A 17,213-nucleotide genomic window follows, 5' to 3' on the forward strand; every position below is an offset into this window, starting at 1 on the left:
GCGTCCACTGGTCGCAGGGACGCACCCGTCCCGCACCCCGGGACCGCAGGGGAACCCGCACCGGGGTGCCTGTCCAGCGGACAACTGGAGCTGGCATGAGCGAGATCGCAGCACGGACAGGCCTTCGCGGCACCGCCACCGCCGTCGTTCACGAGTCGTACGCCTTCGCCTGCATGAGGTGCGGGTTCGGCTGGGAGCAGTCGTACGAGATCGAGCACCACCGGGACGGCGACGGCCAGGAGTACGTGATGTACGTGGCCGAGGGCCGGATCGTGCCGTCCCCGCTGAGCCGCCCCGCCTGCCACAACTGCGACGGCCGCGTCGTGCGGATCATGCGCGCCGGCCAGGTCTCCTCGGTGCGCGGCGTGGCCGAGGGCCGCCACCACCGGGTGCCGGCGGCGGGCCCCGTCGAGGCGCCCCAGGTGCCGGGGCAGCCCGCCCGGCCGCACCACTGGCACCTGTCCGACCTCCTCCACCCCTTCCAGCGCAGGGCGGCGGGCTGAGCGGACGGGCCGGCCGCCCGGGCGTGCCCCTTTCGTAGGATCGGGGCATGCCTTCGAACGCCGACAAGAACGCGGCACCGCCGCTCCCGCCGCCGCTGCGGGTGCCCGTGGCCGACTCCCACACCCACCTCGACATGCAGTCGGGCACGGTCGAGGAGGGCCTCGCCAAGGCCGCGTCGGTGGGTGTGACGACGGTCGTCCAGGTCGGCTGCGACATCAAGGGCTCCCGCTGGGCCGCGGAGACCGCCGCGGCCCACGACGGCGTCCACGCCACCGTCGCCCTGCACCCCAACGAGGCCCCGCGCATCGTCCTCGGCGACCCCGACGGCTGGTCGCGGCAGGGCGCCCGCGAGCCCGGCGGCGACGCGGCGCTGGACGAGGCGCTCGCCGAGATCGACCGGCTCGCCGCGCTGCCCCAGGTCAAGGGCGTCGGCGAGACGGGGCTCGACCACTTCCGCACCGGGCCGGAGGGCAAGGAGGCGCAGGAGCGGTCGTTCCGCGCCCACATCGAGATCGCCAAGCGGCACGGCAAGGCCCTCGTCATCCACGACCGCGACGCCCACGCCGACGTCCTGCGCGTGCTGCGCGAGGAGGGCGCCCCGGAGCGCACCGTCTTCCACTGCTACTCCGGTGACGCCGACATGGCCCGGATCTGCGCCCGCGAGGGCTACTTCATGTCCTTCGCCGGCAACGTCACCTTCAAGAACGCCCAGAACCTGCGCGACGCCCTCGCCGTCGCCCCGCTGGAACTGGTCCTCGTGGAGACCGACGCCCCCTTCCTGACCCCGGCGCCGTACCGGGGCCGGCCCAACGCCCCGTATCTCGTCCCCGTCACGGTGCGCGCGATGGCCGCCGTGCGCGGCGTCGACGAGGACGCTCTCGCCACGGCCCTCAGTGCGAACACCGCCCGCGCGTTCGGTTATTGATCACCCGGACAACCGCGTGTACGTTCGGATGCGCAACGGTACGTAGTCGCGTCGCTTTGGAGAGTGACGAACGCTCCGCTAGGTTCTGGTGGCCCGAACCGGACCCCTCTGGCCCCCCTGGAGCGTGTCGGCGTGAGCAAGTCGCAGCACGAGACGTACGGCCCCTACGGCCCTGACGCCTTTGTCCACACGGCGGAGACGCTGCCGACCGGCGTCCGCGAGGACGCCCGCCGGCCCGCCTGCGAGGCGGAGGCGCACGTCGTCGCCGAGCCGGCGCCGCCGGTCCGGACGCCGACCCTGGCGATGACGGTGAGTGACGAACCGGAGGCGGCGCCGGAGCCCGAGGCGCCGGCCGCGGGCGGCCGGCGGGCCGCCCGCCGGCGCAAGGGGCGGTTCGGCGAACGCCCGGACTCCGCCGTGCGCCGGCTGCTGCCGCAGGCACTGGTCGTCGCGTTCCTCGCCGGCGGCACCACCGCCTTCGTCGCCGAGGACAAGGCGGTCGAGCTGAGCGTCGACGGCCGGCAGCGCACCCTGCACACCTACGCCGACGACGTCTCCGGACTGCTCGACGACCAGGGCCTGCGGGTGGGCCGGCACGACATGATCGCGCCCGCCCCCGGCACGGCACTCGCCAGCGGCGACGCGGTCGCGGTGCGCTACGGGCGCCCGGTGCGGCTGAAGCTGGACGGCCAGGAGCGCCAGGTGTGGACCACGTCCCCGACCGTGGACGGCGCGCTGCGCGAGATGGGGGTGCGGGCCGAGGGCGCGTACCTGTCGGCCTCGCGCTCCCGGAGCATCGGACGCGCCGGACTCGCGCTGGACGTGCGCACCGAGCGCGCCGTCACCGTCATGGCGGACGGCCGCGCCCGCACCATCCGCACCAACGCGGCCACCGTCCGCGAGGCCGTGGAGGAGGCCGGCGTCACCCTGCGCGGCCAGGACACCACCTCGGTCCCGCCCGAGAGCTTCCCGCGTGACGGCCAGACGGTGACCGTGCTGCGGGTGCACGGCTTCCGCGAGGTGCGTGAGGAGCCCATCCCGTTCCACGTGAAGCGGGTGAAGGACCACTCCCTGTTCCGCGGCACCGAGGTCGTCGAACGGCCCGGGAAGTCCGGACTGCGCCAGGTCACCTACTACCTGCGCACCGTCAACGGCGTCCGGGAGAAACCTCGCCAGGAGGCCTCGGAGGTGCTGCGCAAACCGCGCACCCAGGTGGTGAAGGTGGGCACCAAGGCCCGCCCGGCCTCCGTCAAGGGCGCCGAGGGCCTGAACTGGCGGGCCCTCGCCGCCTGCGAGTCGGGCGGCCGGCCCCACGCGGTCGACCCCTCGGGCACGTACGGCGGGCTGTACCAGTTCGACACCGGAACCTGGCGCAGCCTCGGCGGCAGCGGGCGCCCGCAGGACGCCTCGGCGGAGGAGCAGACGATCCGCGCCAAGAAGCTGTACGTGCGCCGCGGCGCCAGCCCCTGGCCGCACTGCGGGCCGCGGCTGCACCACCACTGAGCACGGGGAGCCGGGCGAGGGCGGCCCGGCGGCCCCGTACCCTTGTCCCGTGACCAGCCCCACCTCCGACTCCCTCCTCGGCCCGGCCGACATCCGCGAGCTCGCCGCCGCGCTCGGCGTCCGTCCCACCAAGCAGCGCGGCCAGAACTTCGTGATCGACGCCAACACGGTCCGCCGTATCGTCCGCACCGCCGGGGTCCGCCCCGACGACGTGGTCGTCGAGGTCGGCCCGGGGCTCGGCTCCCTCACCCTCGCGCTGCTGGAGGCCGCCGACCGGGTCACCGCCGTCGAGATCGACGACGTGCTGGCCGGGGCCCTCCCGGCGACCATCGCCGCCCGCATGCCGGAGCGCGCCGACCGGTTCGCCCTGGTCCACTCCGACGCCATGCACGTCGCCGAGCTGCCCGGCCCCGCCCCGACGGCCCTGGTCGCGAACCTGCCGTACAACGTGGCCGTCCCCGTGCTGCTGCACATGCTCGACACCTTCCCCGGCATCGAGCGGACGCTGGTGATGGTGCAGGCCGAGGTCGCCGACCGGCTGGCCGCCGCACCCGGCTCCAAGGTGTACGGCGTGCCGTCCGTGAAGGCCAACTGGTACGCCGAGGTCAAGCGGGCCGGAGCCATCGGACGCAACGTCTTCTGGCCCGCGCCCAACGTCGACAGCGGACTGGTGTCGCTGGTCCGGCGCACCGAGCCGATCCGGACCACGGCGTCCAAGGCGGAGGTCTTCGCGGTCGTCGACGCGGCGTTCGCCCAGCGCCGCAAGACCCTGCGCGCCGCACTCGCCGGCTGGGCGGGCTCCGCGGCGGCCGCCGAGGCCGCCCTGGTCGCGGCCGGTGTCTCGCCGCAGGCCCGGGGCGAGTCCCTGACGGTGGAGGAGTTCGCGCGGATCGCCGAGGCCGCGCCGGCACGGAACACGGCCCCTGCGGCCCCTGCGGCCCCGAACGAGGAGTCCGGCGAGTGAGCGTCACCGTGCGCGTCCCCGCGAAGGTCAACGTCCAGCTCGCGGTCGGCGCCGCCAGGCCCGACGGGTTCCACGACCTCGCCAACGTCTTCCTCGCCGTGGGCCTGTACGACGAGGTCACCGTCGCCCCGGCCGACGAGCTGCGCGTCACCTGCGAGGGACCGGACGCGGACCAGGTCCCGCTGGACCGCGGCAACCTCGCCGCGCGCGCGGCGATCGCGCTCGCCGCGCGCCGGGGCATCGAACCGGCCGTGCACATCCACATCGCCAAGGACATCCCGGTGGCCGGCGGCATGGCGGGCGGCAGCGCGGACGGCGCGGGCGCGCTGCTCGCCTGCGACGCGCTGTGGGGCGTGGGCGCCTCGCGCGCCGAGCTGCTCGCCATCTGCGCGGAGCTGGGCAGCGACGTGCCGTTCAGCCTGGTCGGCGGCGCCGCCCTCGGCACCGGGCGCGGCGAACGCCTCACGGCCCTGGAGACCGGCGGCACCTTCCACTGGGTGTTCGCGATGGCCGGGCGGGGGCTTTCGACGCCCGCGGTGTTCCGCGAGTTCGACCGGCTGGCGCAGGGGCGGCGGATCCCGGAGCCGGTGGCCTCCCCGGAGCTGCTGGCGGCCCTGGCCAAGGGCGACACCGACGCGCTCGCCGCCTCGCTCTCCAACGACCTCCAGCCGGCCGCCCTCTCCCTCTTCCCCGAGCTGGCCGACACCCTGGAAGCGGGCCGCCGGGCCGGCGCGCTCGCCACGCTGGTCTCCGGCTCGGGTCCGACGACCGCGTTCCTCACCCGCGACGCCGCCGCGGCGGAGGAGATCGCCGAGGCGCTGCGCGCTTCGGGGACCTGCCGGACCGTACGGACGGCGGCGGGGCCGGTGCCCGGGGCCACGGTGCTCTGAGAAAACCGGCGCCCCGCCCGCAGGCCCTAGGCTAGAAGGCTGACAGGCGGCGCAGCCGTGTGTCGACACAGTCCCGCGCACAGGAGTGAAATGGCCGTCAACCTGGTCAATGTCGAGAACGTCAGCAAGGTGTACGGCACCCGTGCCCTGCTCGACGGCGTCTCGCTCGGTGTGTCCGAAGGGGACCGGATCGGGGTCGTCGGCCGCAACGGCGACGGCAAGACCACCCTCATCCGGATGCTGGCCAAGGTGGAGGAGGCCGACTCCGGGCGCGTGACCCACTCCGGCGGGCTGCGGCTCGGGGTGCTCACCCAGCACGACTCCCTCGATCCGGCCGCCACCGTCCGCCACGAGGTCATCGGCGACATGGCCGACCACGAGTGGGCCGGCAACGCCAAGGTGCGCGACGTGCTGACCGGGCTGTTCGGCGGGCTGGACCTGCCGGGCTTCCCCAAGGGCCTGGACACCGTCATCGGGCCGCTCTCCGGTGGTGAACGGCGCCGTATCGCGCTCGCCAAGCTGCTCATCGAGGAACAGGACCTCATCGTCCTGGACGAGCCCACCAACCACCTCGACGTCGAGGGCATCGCCTGGCTCGCCGAGCACCTGCGCAACCGGCGCTCGGCGCTGGTCTGCGTCACCCACGACCGGTGGTTCCTGGACCAGGTCTGCACCCGCATGTGGGACGTGCAGCGCGGCGACGTCTACGAGTACGAGGGCGGCTACTCCGACTACGTCTTCGCCCGCGCGGAGCGGGAACGGATCGCCGCCACCGAGGAGGTGAAGCGGCAGAACCTGGTCCGCAAGGAGCTGGCCTGGCTGCGGCGCGGAGCGCCCGCCCGCACCTCCAAGCCGCGCTTCCGGGTGGAGGCCGCCAACGAGCTGATCGCGGACGTGCCGCCGCCCCGGGACAGCAGCGAGCTGATGAAGTTCGCCTCCTCGCGGCTGGGCAAGACCGTCTTCGACCTCGAGGACGTCACCGTGCAGGCGGGCCCCAAGGTGCTGCTCAAGCACGTCACCTGGCAGCTCGGCCCCGGCGACCGCATCGGCCTGGTCGGCGTCAACGGCGCCGGCAAGACCTCGCTGCTGCGGGCCATGGCCGAAGCGGCGCGCACCGGCGGGGAGACGCAGCCCGTCGGCGGGCGCATCGCCGTCGGCCGCACCGTCAAGCTCGCCTACCTCTCCCAGGAGGTCGCCGAACTCGACCCCGACTGGCGGGTCCTGGAGGCCGTGCAGCGGGTCCGCGAGCGCGTCGACCTCGGCAAGGGGCGCGAGATGACCGCGGGCCAGCTCTGCGAGACCTTCGGCTTCGGCAAGGAGAAGCAGTGGACGCCGGTCGGCGACCTCTCCGGTGGTGAGCGGCGCCGGCTCCAGCTCCTGCGGCTCCTCATGGACGAGCCCAACGTCCTCTTCCTCGACGAGCCCACCAACGACCTCGACATCGAGACCCTCACCCAGCTCGAGGACGTCCTCGACGGCTGGCCCGGCTCGATGATCGTCATCTCCCACGACCGGTTCTTCGTCGAGCGCACCACGGACCGGGTGTTCGCGCTCCTCGGCGACGGCGCCCTGCGGATGCTGCCGCGCGGCATCGACGAGTACCTGGAACGGCGCCGGCGCATGGAGGAGGCGGTCGCCGCCCAGCCCGCCGCCGCGGCCAAGCCGGCCACGCAGGAGCGGAGCGCCGCCGACCAGCGCGCGGCCAAGAAGGAACTGCAGAAGATCGAGCGCCAGTTGGACAAGGTCTCCGAGAAGGAGACCAGGCTGCACGCGCAGATCGCCGAGCACGCCACCGACTTCGCCAAGGTCGCCGAGCTGGACGCCCAGTTGCGCGACCTGGCCGGCGAGCGCGAGGAACTGGAGCTGCGCTGGCTGGAACTGGCGGAGGACGCGTAGAGCGCGGACAGGGCGCACCCCGGCGGCGCGCGCGGCGTGAAAGCGCCGTGCGCGCCGCCTTCGCGTGCTCCGCGTGCTCCCCGTGAAGAGGGCGTGAAGGCGCGTAACGGCGGCATCACGGCCCGGTTCTCCCTTGGGAACAGGCGTGGACGCGGGCCTCGGTGCTGTCGGCGCCGGGTGATAGAAAGAGCCGTCTGAGAACCGTATGAATACGACCTGGGTCCGTGAGCGAACCTCGGGGCGTGGCTAAAAATCAGTGAACGAGGGGGAAGAGCGCTGATGACCCAGCCGCCCAACCAACCGCCGCAGGGCGGCTTCGGAGCACCGCAGGACCAGCCGCCGCAGGGCGGCGGATTCGGCGCCCCGCAGTCACCGCCCCCGCCGCCGCAGGCACCGGCCCAGCCCCCGCAGCCCCAGCCCGGCTACGGCTACCCCCAGCAGCCCGGCCCCTACGCCCAGCCGGGCCCCTACGGGCCGCCCGCGCCCGGCGCCCCCGGCCCCTACGGACAGCCCCCGCAGTCCGGCCCGTACGCCCCGCAGCCCGGCTACGGCTACCCGCAGCAGCCGCCGCAGTACCCCGGCGCCCCCGGCGGTGCCCCCTACGGCGGGCCGCCGGCGAACAAGAAGAAGACCGCGCTGATCATCGGCGCCGCCGCGGCCGCGCTGCTCGTCGTCGGCGGCACCGTGTACGCCGTCACCGGCAACGGCGGCGGTGACGACGACAAGCCGGTCGCCCAGAAGAGCGACGACGGCAAGCAGTCCGCCACCGACGCCCCGGTCAACCCCGGCGACGGCAGCGGCGACGGCGGCGCGGACCCGGAGAACCTCAACGAGGGCCGCAAGCCCGGCGAGGCCAAGGTGCTCTGGTACAAGACGGCGCCCGACGCCCCCGGTTCCGGCGCGGACGCGCCCGGCATGTGGATCACCGACAGGACGGCGGTGAAGGCCGCGTACAAGCAGCTCTTCGCCTATGACGTCGGTGACGGCAGACCCACCTGGGACCCGATCTCCTTCCCGCAGAAGATCTGCGCGGTCACCCCGCACAAGTCGGCCGACGACAAGATCGTCGTGGCCTACATGAGTGGCGTCAGCGACCGCGCCAAGTGCAACCAGCTCCAGCAGGTGGACCTGGCGACCGGCAAGAAGGGCTGGAGCACCCAGGTCGCCGACGGCGAGCTGTTCGACAGCGCCATCAGCGTCGAACTCAGCGTCAGCGGCAAGACGCTGATGGTGGGCCGCTCGCAGTCGGGCACGGCGTACGACCTCGACAGCGGTAAGAAGCTGTACGACAAGAAGAAGTACGGCGACGCCTGCTTCCCGGCCGCGTTCGCGGGCGGCACCGACCGGCTGGTCCAGGTGGCCTCCTGCAACGCCGGCGGCAGCAACGCGCACGAGGAGATCCAGGAACTCGACCCGGCCACCGGCAAGGTCAGGTGGACGCAGCCGGTCAAGAAGGGCTGGCGGGTCGCGCGGACCTACTCCCTCGACCCGCTCGTGGTCTACCTGACCAACGAGAACAAGAAAACCTGGAACATCTCCACCTTCACCAAGGACGGCAAGTTCCGCTCCGAGGTGAAGGTGAACGAGAAGTTCGCCCCGCAGTGCGGCTGGGCGATCCTCGAACGCGACCTCCAGGGCTGCCAGGGCGTGGCCGTCGACGCCGACACGCTCTACCTGCCCACCAGCGCCACCAGCGGCGCCAACGAGATCGTCGCCATCGGCCTGGCGGACGGCAAGGAGAAGTGGCGGGTGAAGTCGCCGGCGGACGAGTCGATGTCCCCGCTGACGGCGGAGAACGGCAAGCTCATCGCCTACGTGGACCCGTCGTACGACGCGGGCGGCCAGGTCGTGTCCGTGCCGACGGGCGGCGGTGCGCACACCACGACCAAGCTGCTGCAGAACCCGTCGGGCACGGCCCGGATCGAGAACGGCTTCTACAACGGCGCGGTGAGCTGGACCGACGGGCGCTTCTACATCTCCACCACCCGGCTGTCCGGCAACGACGACTCGAAGGAGAAGCTGATGATGGCCTTCGGCAAGTGAGTCCAGGCCCTTCTCCCACCGTCCCCACGCCGCCAGGCCCCGACAGCTTCCCCGAGGTACCCCCGTCATGAGCCAGCCGCCCCCGCCGCCGCCCAACCAGCCCCCGCAGCAGGGGGGTTTCGGTCCGCCCCAGGACCAGCCGCCCGCCACCCCGCAGCCCCCGGCCGCGCCGCAGAACCCCGCCCCGCAGGGCCCCGCCACCCCGCCCGCGCCCCAGGCGCCGCCCAGCCTGCAGAAGGGTCCGCAGCCCGGCTACGGCTACCCGCAGCAGCCCCCGGCGCCCCAGGGCCCGCAGCCGCCCCAGCCGCAGCCGGGCTACGGCTACCCGCAGGCCCCGCAGCCGGGTTACGGCTTCCCGCAGCCGCCCCAGCCGCAGGCCCCCCAGCCGCCCGGCTACGGCTACCCCGGCGCGCAGCCGAACCCGTACGGACAGCCGACCCAGCCCATGGGCCCGTACCCCCAGCAGCCGGGTCACAGCTACCCCGGCGGACCCACGGCGGTGATGCAGGCGCAGCCCGGCGGGGGCCGGAACAACGCCGCGCTTCTCATCATCGTCGCGGCGGTCGTCGCCATCGCGCTGATCGTCGGCGGCGGCGTCTGGTACGCCAAGTCCTCCGGCGGTGACGGCAAGAAGGACGAGACCGCCAGCTCCAGCGGCGGCGAGGACGGCACCGGCGGCAAGGACGGCGCCACCGGCGGCACGCCGGCCGGCGGCACGGAGAAGGTGCCCTCGGACCCCGCGTCCAAGGTGCTCTTCCAGGTCGGGATGCCCCAGACGAAGGACACCGTCGTCACCTCGGGCTCCTGGCTGACCAATTCGGTGTACGCCAAGAGCGGCGTCGCCGAGATCGTCGGCTACAACCCCGCCGCGGGCACCAAGATGTGGACCATCAAGCTGCCCGGCCCGGTGTGCACGGCCAGCAAGCACGTCACCGAGGACAACAAGACGGCGGTCGTCTTCCAGCCGAAGATGCCCAAGAAGGGCTCCAGCGAGGGCTGCAGCCAGGTCGCCGCCATCGACCTCGACAAGGGCACCAGGCTCTGGACCAAGACGGTCAAGAACGGTGACTACACCGCCAACCTGCAGAACGTCACGGTCTCCCAGCACACCGTCGCGGTCGGCAGCAGCAACGGCGGCGCCGCGTTCGACATCGGCACCGGTAAGGCGCTGTGGCAGCCCAAGCCGGAGGACTCCTGCTCGGACGCCGGCTACGGCGGCGGCCCGAAGCTGGTCGCGGTGCGCAAGTGCGGCAGCTACGGCGAGCGCCAGCTCCACATCCAGACCATCGACGCGGTCTCCGGAAAGGTGATCTCCGACTACAAGATGGCCGCGGGCATCGAGTACGCCGGCATCGTCTCCACCGACCCGCTGGTGGTGGCCGCCGACGTCGGCGACAGCGCCGACGACGGCAGCGGCATCTCGGACTACTTCTCCATCGACAACAAGACCGGCAAGCTGCTCACCCGGATCTCCGCGCCGTCCGACACCTACGCCGGCCGCTGCGACAGCATCACCCGCGTCGAGGACTGCCGTGAGGTCGTCGCCGGCAACGGCAGGCTGTACGTGCCGACCGAGGAGCACGACGGCAGCGGCGACTACAGCAAGACCAACGAGATCGTCGTCTTCGACCTGGCCACCGGCAAGCAGACCGGCCAGCGCGCCGAGGCCGGCGACGGCTACACGCTCTCCCCGCTGCGCATGGACGGCGGCAACCTGATCGCCTACAAGCACCCGCCGTACGACCAGGGCGGGCAGGTCGTCACCATCGGCGGCCCCTCCTTCAAGGCGACCACGCTGCTGGAGAACCCGTCCGCCGAGAGCGTGCGGCGGGCCGAGACCACGATGCTGCCGGAGTACGCGGAGATCCTGTACGGGCAGGGCCGGCTCTACATGTCGGCCGTGTACGCGCACAAGTCCACGTACGGCAAGGAGTACCTGCTGCTCGCGTTCGGCTCGAAGGGCTGACTGTCCGCCCCGGCGCGCTCACGGGCGCCGGGGCGAATACAAGGAATGACCAGGCAGTGCCCCGGATTTCACCATCCGGGGCACTTCTGCCGCATAGGGGCAGCGCGACGTCGAACAAGCGTGTAGCTTCCGGGGGCATGAAGGGCGGGGTGCCGGGGGGCTCTCTGTCGTGGTGGACCGGTGGGCGTCCATAGTGGGGCATCCATGGGGGAGGGCTGGGGGGTTGCTCTATGGGAGTGCGGCTCATGGTCGTCGACGACCACCGCCTGCTCGCGGAGGCGCTGGCGTCGGCGCTGAAGCTGCGCGGGCACCGGGTGCTCGCCGCGGCGGCGCCGGCCGCGGGCGCGGCTGACCTGGTGATCTCGCGGGCGCCCGAGGTGTGCCTGCTGGGCACGGCGGCGCCGGCCGAGCCGGGGGCCTTCGACCCGGTGGTGAAGATCAAGCGGGAGCGACCGCAGGTGGCGGTGCTGGTGCTGGGCCCGGTGCCGTCGCCGCGGGGCATCGCGGCCGCGTTCGCGGCGGGGGCCTCCGGCTACGTACGGCACGACGAGCGCATCGAGGGTGTCGAGCGGGCCATCATGAAGGCGCGGGCGGGTGAGGCGGCGGTGGCGCCGCAGCTCCTCCAGGGAGCCTTCGCCGAGCTGCTCAACCCGGCGGCCCAGCCGGACGACGAGGGACAGCGCCTGCTGGAGATGCTGACGCCCCGCGAGGTTGAGGTGCTGGTCCGGGTCGCCGACGGGGAGGACACCCGGGTGATCGCGGCCGGCATGGGCATCGCGCCGAGCACCGCGCGCACGCACGTCCAGCGGGTCCTGATGAAGCTGGGCGTGGGCTCCCGGCTCGAGGCGGCGGCCCTGGCGGCCCGCACCGGCCTGCTGGACCGGGCGGGCCCGTACCTGGAGGCCGGTCCCGCCTAGTACCGTGCCGGCTTCACCAGCCGGTGAGGCCTCCCGAACGCAGCACCGGGCGCGGCACCGGATGCCGCCGGGACGCGGCGCGGCCGCGCGGGAGCGGTCGGCCCCCACGCGGCCGCGGACGGAAGAGACACGCGACTACGCCTGCTCCTTCTCCTCCGGCAGCCCCTCCGGGGGAAGCGGCGGCGGAGTGGGCCGCAGCTTGAGCCAGGCCAGGAAGAAGATGCCCAGCAGCAGCATGCCGATCCCGGTCCAGAGGTTGATGTTGACGCCCTGGGCCTTGTCGATGGCGGACTGCGAGTCGGTGATGCCGACGATCGTGACGATGACGCCGTACACGACGAACAGGCCGCCGATGATGCGGCGCAGGTCGAAGATGCGGGCGGCGGTCGCCGACTTGGACTCGAGGTCGGCGACGTCCCGGGAGAGGTCGCCCTCGGTGTAGTGGTGGTGCCGGCCGGGGTGGTCGGGTTGTCCAGGCTGTTCGGTCATGATTTCCTCGGTCCTCCCGCGTCAGAACGAGAACGGGATGTAGCAGGCGGCGGCGAGCACGACCGCGCCCCAGCCCAGCAGGGCCGGCTTGCGGTACCAGGCGTCGTCGCCCGGGGCGGGCGGCTCGGCCATGCCGGGGGAGCGGGTGCCGTAGACCAGCCCCTGCAGCTCCTGAGCCGGCTTGGGCTTGGTGAACAGGGACACGGCGAACATCACGATCGCACCGGCGACGAAGCCGGCGATCGCGGAGACGAAGTTGGCGCCCTGGTCGGAGGGGATCGAGATGATGCCCTTCTTGTAGAACACGAAGTAGTTGACCATCGCGGTCACGGTGCCGGCGAGCAGACCCCAGAAGCCGGACTTGGCGGACGCGCGCTTCCAGAACATGCCGACGATGAAGACGACGAACATCGGCACGTTGAAGAAGGAGAACAGCGTCTGCAGGTACGACATGATGTTCGAGAACGAGGAGGCCAGGAACGCCGTGCCGATGGAGGCGAGGACGCCGATGACGGTGATCCAGCGGCCGAAGCGGACGTAGTACTGGTCCTCACGGCCCGGCACCACGTACTTCTCCCAGATGTCGGTGGTGAACACCGTGTTGAAGGACGACACGTTCGCCGCCATGCCCGCCATGAAGGCCGCCAGCAGACCGGTGACCGCGATGCCGAGCACGCCGTTGGGCAGCAGCTCCTGCATCAGGTAGGGGATGGCGTCGTTGTACTGGTAACCGGAGCCCGCGGTACCGAAGTTCGGCACGATCGCGGCGGCGACCAGGCCGGGGATCATCACCAGGAAGACGATGAAGATCTTCGGGTAGGCGGCGATGAGCGGCGTCCGCTGCCCCGCGGAGAGGTTCTTGGCGGACAGGGCGCGCTGCACCTCGGCGAAGTTGGTGGTCCAGTAGCCGAAGGAGAGCACGAAGCCGAGGCCGAGCACGATGGTGAGCCAGTTGGCGCCCAGCGGGTTGGTGCTGCCGATGCCGGTGCCGCCCCAGGCGGTGGTGAAGTTCTGCCCGTGGGCGGCGGTCAGCTTGTCGGTCAGGCCGTTCCAGCCGCCGACCTTCTTCAGGCCGAGGACGGTGATCGGGATGAGGGCGGCGAGGATCACGAAGAACTGCAGCACCTCGTTGTAGATCGCCGAGGAGAGACCGCCGAGCGTGATGTACGCGAGCACGAAGGCGCCGGCGACCACGATGGCGACCCACTGCGGCCAGCCGAGCAGGGCCTCGACCACGATCGCGAGGGCGTAGAGGTTGACGCCCGCGATCAGGATGGCGGCGAAGGCGAACAGGATCGAACTGAGCAGGTGGGCGGCCCGGTCGAAGCGCAGCAGCAGGAACTCGGGGACCGAGCGGACCTTGCTGCCGTAGTAGAAGGGCATCATCACCAGGCCGAGGAAGACCATGGCGGGGATGGCGCCGATCCAGTACCAGTGCACGGTGTACGCGCCGTACTGGGCGCTGTTGGCGGCCATGCCCAGGATCTCGGTGGCCGCCAGGTTCGCCGAGATGAAGGCGAGGCCGGTGATCCAGGCGGGCAACGAGCGTCCGGAGAGGAAGAAGTCGAGGCTGGTCTTGACGGACCGGCGGGCCGCGAAGCCGATCCCGAGGACGACGAGGAAGTAGATAGCCAGGATCGTGTAGTCCAGCCAGTTGGTGGGGAGCCGTAGCTCCGCCGCCAGATAGGTGGGGGCGTGTGTGGGGGTTTGCATGAGCACTCGCTTCGTCGCGCGAACTGATCCAGAGCGGAACCTACGCCTCTATGTTCAGTAATTGAACACTTCTGGTGGTGTTCTTTGTTTGATTGTGATCGTACGAGGTGCTGTGAGGTTGTGATCTGTTATGTTTGATTGTGTTCAGTGATTGGGTGCGGGTACGCCTCATCGAGGCGCGGAACAAGGAGTCCGGCGTGAAGAAGACCTCGACCCGGCTGGCCGACGGTCGTGAGCTGATCTACTACGACCTGCGGGACGACACCGTGCGGGACGCCGTCGACCGCCGCCCCCTGGACGCCACGGTCACCACCTCCGAGATCCGCCGCGACCCGCTGCTCGGCGACTCGGTCGCCGTCGCCTCCCACCGCCAGGGCCGCACCTACCACCCGCCGGCCGACCAGTGCCCGCTGTGCCCGACGCACGGCGAGCGGCTCAGCGAGATCCCGGACTCCTCGTACGACGTGGTCGTCTTCGAGAACCGCTTCCCCTCGCTCGCCGGCGACTCCGGCCGCTGCGAGGTGGTCTGCTTCACCTCCGACCACGACGCCTCCTTCGCCGGCCTCGGCGAGGAACAGGCGCGGCTGGTCCTGGACGCGTGGACGGACCGCACCTCCGAGCTTTCGCATCTGCCCTCCGTCGAGCAGGTGTTCTGCTTCGAGAACCGGGGTGCCGAGATCGGCGTGACCCTCCAGCACCCGCACGGACAGATCTACGCCTACCCCTTCACCACCCCCCGCACCGCGCTGATGCTCCGCTCGCTCGCCGCCCACAAGGAGGCCACCGGCGGGCAGAACCTGTTCGACGACGTCCTGGCGCGGGAACTCGCCGGCGAGCGCGTAGTCCTGGAGGGTGAACACTGGGCGGCCTTCGTGCCCTACGCGGCGCACTGGCCCTACGAGGTCCACCTGTATCCCAAGCGGCGCGTGCCCGACCTGCTGGCCCTGGACGAGGCGGCGCGCACAGAGTTCCCCCAGGTCTATCTGGAACTCTTGAGGCGCTTCGACCGTATCTTCGGCGAGGGTGAACCTCCGACGCCGTACATCGCGGCCTGGCACCAGGCCCCGTTCGGTGCGCTCGAGGAGTTCGACGGTGTGACGCGGGACGACTTCGCGCTCCACCTCGAGCTTTTCACCATCCGCCGCACTTCCGGCAAGCTGAAGTTCCTCGCGGGTTCCGAGTCCGGCATGAACGTGTTCATCAACGACGTGCCGCCGGAAGCCGCGGCCGAGCGACTGCGAGAGGTAGCGAGTTCATGAAGTACCTGGTGACGGGTGGGGCGGGGTACGTCGGCAGCGTCGTGGCCCAGCACCTGCTGGAGGCCGGACACGAGGTCACCGTCCTCGACAACCTCTCCACCGGCTTCCGCGCGGGCGTGCCCGCCGGCGCCGCGTTCGTCGAGGGCGACATCCGGGACGCCGCGAAGTGGCTCGACCCCTCCTACGACGGTGTGCTGCACTTCGCCGCCTCCTCCCAGGTCGGCGAGTCGGTGGTGAAGCCGGAGAAGTACTGGGAGAACAACGTCGCCGGCAGCCTCGCGCTGCTCGGCGCGATGCGCGGCGCCGGCGTCCGCAAGCTGGTCTTCTCCTCCACGGCGGCCACCTACGGCGAACCGGAGCAGGTCCCGATCGTGGAGACCGCCCCGACCAGGCCGACCAACCCCTACGGGGCCACCAAGCTGGCCGTCGACCACATGATCACCAGCGAGGCGAACGCCCACGGCCTCGCCGCGGTGTCGCTGCGCTACTTCAACGTGGCCGGCGCCTACGGCACGTTCGGCGAGCGCCACGACCCCGAGTCGCACCTGATCCCGCTGGTGCTCCAGGTCGCCCAGGGCCGCCGCGACGCGATCTCCGTCTACGGCGACGACTACCCGACCCCGGACGGCACCTGCGTCCGCGACTACATCCACGTCGCCGACCTCGCCGACGCCCATCTGCTGGCCCTGAAGGCCGCCCGGCCGGGCGAGCACCTGATCTGCAACCTCGGCAACGGCAGCGGCTTCTCCGTCCGCGAGGTCGTCGAGACCGTCCGCAAGGTCACCGGGCATCCGATCCCCGAGGTCGTCGCGCCGCGCCGCGGCGGCGACCCGGCGGTCCTGGTGGCCTCGGCGGACACGGCCCGCGAGAAGCTGGGCTGGAACCCGTCCCGCGCGGACCTCGCGGGCATCGTCGCGGACGCGTGGGAGTTCGCACAGCACATCTCGAAGGAGCGGTAGTGGGGGCTGAGCAGGTCACCGGGCGTTTCACCGAGCTGTACGGCGCCGCACCGGAAGGGGTGTGGGCGGCGCCCGGCCGGGTCAACCTCATCGGTGAGCACACCGACTACAACGACGGCTTCGTGATGCCGTTCGCCCTGCCGCATCAGACCACGGCCGCGGTCTCCCGCCGCACCGACGGCGTGCTGCGGCTGCACTCGGCGGACATCGGCGGCGAGGCCGTCGAACTCGCGCTGGACGCGCTCGCACCGCAGAGCGACAAGGAGTGGACGGCGTACCCGGCGGGCGTCGTCTGGGCGCTGCGCGAAGCCGGCCACCCCGTCACCGGCGCCGACGTCCACCTCGCCTCCACGGTCCCCACCGGCGCCGGACTGTCCTCCTCCGCCGCCCTCGAAGTCGTTGTCGCCCTCGCCCTGAACGACCTGTACGACCTCGGCCTGCAGCGCTGGCAGCTCGCCCGCCTGTGCCAGCGCGCCGAGAACGTCTACGTCGGCGCTCCCACCGGGATCATGGACCAGACCGCCTCGGCGTGCTGCGCGCCGGGCCACGCCCTGTTCCTGGACACCCGCGACCTGTCGCAGCGGCAGATCCCCTTCGACCTGGCCGCCGAGGGCCTGCGGCTGCTGGTCGTCGACACCCAGGTCAAGCACGCGCACAGCGGCGGCGAGTACGGCAAGCGCCGGGCCGGCTGCGAGAAGGGCGCGGCGCTGCTCGGCGTCGACGCCCTGCGCGACATCCCCTACGCCGATCTTGACGCGGCCCTCGCCCGCCTCGGCGACGACGAGGAGGTCGTCCGCCTGGTCCGGCACGTGGTGACCGAGGACGAGCGGGTGGAGCGGACGGTCGCCCTGCTGCACTCCGGCGAGACCCGTGCCATCGGCCCGGTCCTCACCGAGGGCCACGCCTCCCTGCGCGACGACTTCCGCATCTCCTGCCCGGAGCTGGACCTGGTCGTCGACACCGCCCTGACCGCGGGCGCCCTCGGCGCCCGGATGACCGGCGGCGGCTTCGGCGGCTCGGCGATCGTCCTCGCGGAGGCGGCGGACGTCGACACGGTGACGAAGGCGGTGCGGGAGGCCTTCGCCGCGGCCGGCTTCACGGCCCCGCGGGTCTTCGAGGCGGTGCCCTCGCCGGGAGCGCGCCGGCTGCGCTGACGTCCGGGCGGGACGGCGGTACGCCTGCGGA

At 72.1% G+C, this 17,213-nt stretch carries 14 protein-coding genes; 12 read left to right on the forward strand and 2 right to left on the reverse strand.

Features of this window, described 5'->3' with window-relative positions; genetic code table 11:
- The first annotated feature begins 95 nt into the window (after nucleotides 1-95).
- The 9 genes from TNCT1_RS13520 (at nucleotide 96) to TNCT1_RS13560 (ending at nucleotide 11,608) form a co-directional block, all read left to right on the forward strand.
- Nucleotides 96-503, forward strand: a complete 408-nt coding sequence (locus tag TNCT1_RS13520; protein ID WP_143631184.1) for a hypothetical protein — start codon at nucleotides 96-98, stop codon at nucleotides 501-503.
- Between the two features lie 47 nt (nucleotides 504-550).
- Entirely contained in the window at nucleotides 551-1,429 is an 879-nt protein-coding gene (locus TNCT1_RS13525; RefSeq protein ID WP_143631186.1) for a TatD family hydrolase, read from the forward strand.
- 132 nt (nucleotides 1,430-1,561) lie between these two features.
- Nucleotides 1,562-2,932, forward strand: a complete 1,371-nt coding sequence (locus TNCT1_RS13530; RefSeq protein WP_143631188.1) for a resuscitation-promoting factor — start codon at nucleotides 1,562-1,564, stop codon at nucleotides 2,930-2,932.
- Between the two features lie 49 nt (nucleotides 2,933-2,981).
- Complete coding sequence (gene rsmA / locus TNCT1_RS13535) at nucleotides 2,982-3,896, forward strand: 16S rRNA (adenine(1518)-N(6)/adenine(1519)-N(6))-dimethyltransferase RsmA (RefSeq protein WP_143631190.1); 915 nt, start codon at nucleotides 2,982-2,984, stop codon at nucleotides 3,894-3,896.
- Nucleotides 3,893-4,786 (forward strand): 4-(cytidine 5'-diphospho)-2-C-methyl-D-erythritol kinase, encoded by an 894-nt coding sequence (locus TNCT1_RS13540; RefSeq protein WP_143631192.1) that lies wholly within the window; start codon nucleotides 3,893-3,895, stop codon nucleotides 4,784-4,786. The genes rsmA and TNCT1_RS13540 overlap by 4 nt, the downstream gene beginning before the upstream one ends.
- Before the next feature lie 90 nt (nucleotides 4,787-4,876).
- Nucleotides 4,877-6,682 (forward strand): ABC-F family ATP-binding cassette domain-containing protein, encoded by a 1,806-nt coding sequence (locus tag TNCT1_RS13545; protein WP_143631194.1) that lies wholly within the window; start codon nucleotides 4,877-4,879, stop codon nucleotides 6,680-6,682.
- Between the two features lie 279 nt (nucleotides 6,683-6,961).
- The gene (locus tag TNCT1_RS13550; protein ID WP_143631195.1) at nucleotides 6,962-8,725 is read left to right on the forward strand and encodes a PQQ-binding-like beta-propeller repeat protein; all 1,764 of its coding nucleotides are present in this window, start codon (nucleotides 6,962-6,964) and stop codon (nucleotides 8,723-8,725) included.
- Between the two features lie 67 nt (nucleotides 8,726-8,792).
- Complete coding sequence (locus tag TNCT1_RS13555) at nucleotides 8,793-10,691, forward strand: PQQ-binding-like beta-propeller repeat protein (protein WP_143631197.1); 1,899 nt, start codon at nucleotides 8,793-8,795, stop codon at nucleotides 10,689-10,691.
- A 230-nt stretch (nucleotides 10,692-10,921) separates the two neighbouring features.
- A complete protein-coding gene (locus TNCT1_RS13560; RefSeq protein WP_143631199.1) occupies nucleotides 10,922-11,608 on the forward strand; it encodes a response regulator transcription factor in 687 nt (228 codons plus the stop codon).
- Nucleotides 11,609-11,743: 135 nt separating this feature from the next.
- Here TNCT1_RS13560 and TNCT1_RS13565 read toward each other — a convergent pair whose 3' ends face one another.
- On the reverse strand, nucleotides 11,744-12,097 hold the full coding sequence (locus TNCT1_RS13565; protein WP_143631200.1) for a hypothetical protein: 354 nt from the start codon (nucleotides 12,095-12,097) through the stop codon (nucleotides 11,744-11,746).
- A 21-nt stretch (nucleotides 12,098-12,118) separates the two neighbouring features.
- On the reverse strand, nucleotides 12,119-13,810 hold the full coding sequence (locus TNCT1_RS13570) for a sodium:solute symporter family protein (protein ID WP_143631202.1): 1,692 nt from the start codon (nucleotides 13,808-13,810) through the stop codon (nucleotides 12,119-12,121).
- Nucleotides 13,811-14,007: 197 nt separating this feature from the next.
- Between TNCT1_RS13570 and galT the strand changes: the two genes are divergently transcribed.
- Genes galT through galK form a run of 3 tightly spaced genes read left to right on the forward strand, consistent with a single transcriptional unit; the run spans nucleotide 14,008 to nucleotide 17,182 of the window.
- The gene (gene galT / locus TNCT1_RS13575; RefSeq protein WP_143631203.1) at nucleotides 14,008-15,069 is read left to right on the forward strand and encodes a galactose-1-phosphate uridylyltransferase; all 1,062 of its coding nucleotides are present in this window, start codon (nucleotides 14,008-14,010) and stop codon (nucleotides 15,067-15,069) included.
- Complete coding sequence (gene galE, locus TNCT1_RS13580; protein ID WP_143631206.1) at nucleotides 15,066-16,028, forward strand: UDP-glucose 4-epimerase GalE; 963 nt, start codon at nucleotides 15,066-15,068, stop codon at nucleotides 16,026-16,028. The genes galT and galE overlap by 4 nt, the downstream gene beginning before the upstream one ends.
- Entirely contained in the window at nucleotides 16,028-17,182 is a 1,155-nt protein-coding gene (galK, locus tag TNCT1_RS13585) for a galactokinase (RefSeq protein ID WP_143631208.1), read from the forward strand. Before galE ends, galK begins: the two co-directional genes overlap by 1 nt.
- Nucleotides 17,183-17,213 lie beyond the last annotated feature (31 nt).

The sequence above is a fragment of the Streptomyces sp. 1-11 genome, from assembly GCF_007176755.1.
Classification (GTDB): domain Bacteria; phylum Actinomycetota; class Actinomycetes; order Streptomycetales; family Streptomycetaceae; genus Streptomyces.

Coding starts and splice junctions, on each gene's coding strand:
- galE (WP_143631206.1), top strand. CDS start 15,066: ATGAAGTACCTGGTGACGGGTGGGGCGGGGTACGTCGGCAGCGTCGTG.
- TNCT1_RS13555 (WP_143631197.1), top strand. CDS start 8,793: ATGAGCCAGCCGCCCCCGCCGCCGCCCAACCAGCCCCCGCAGCAGGGG.
- TNCT1_RS13570 (WP_143631202.1), bottom strand. CDS start 13,810: ATGCAAACCCCCACACACGCCCCCACCTATCTGGCGGCGGAGCTACGG.
- TNCT1_RS13545 (WP_143631194.1), top strand. CDS start 4,877: ATGGCCGTCAACCTGGTCAATGTCGAGAACGTCAGCAAGGTGTACGGC.
- TNCT1_RS13520 (WP_143631184.1), top strand. CDS start 96: ATGAGCGAGATCGCAGCACGGACAGGCCTTCGCGGCACCGCCACCGCC.
- TNCT1_RS13560 (WP_143631199.1), top strand. CDS start 10,922: ATGGGAGTGCGGCTCATGGTCGTCGACGACCACCGCCTGCTCGCGGAG.
- TNCT1_RS13525 (WP_143631186.1), top strand. CDS start 551: ATGCCTTCGAACGCCGACAAGAACGCGGCACCGCCGCTCCCGCCGCCG.
- TNCT1_RS13550 (WP_143631195.1), top strand. CDS start 6,962: ATGACCCAGCCGCCCAACCAACCGCCGCAGGGCGGCTTCGGAGCACCG.
- TNCT1_RS13565 (WP_143631200.1), bottom strand. CDS start 12,097: ATGACCGAACAGCCTGGACAACCCGACCACCCCGGCCGGCACCACCAC.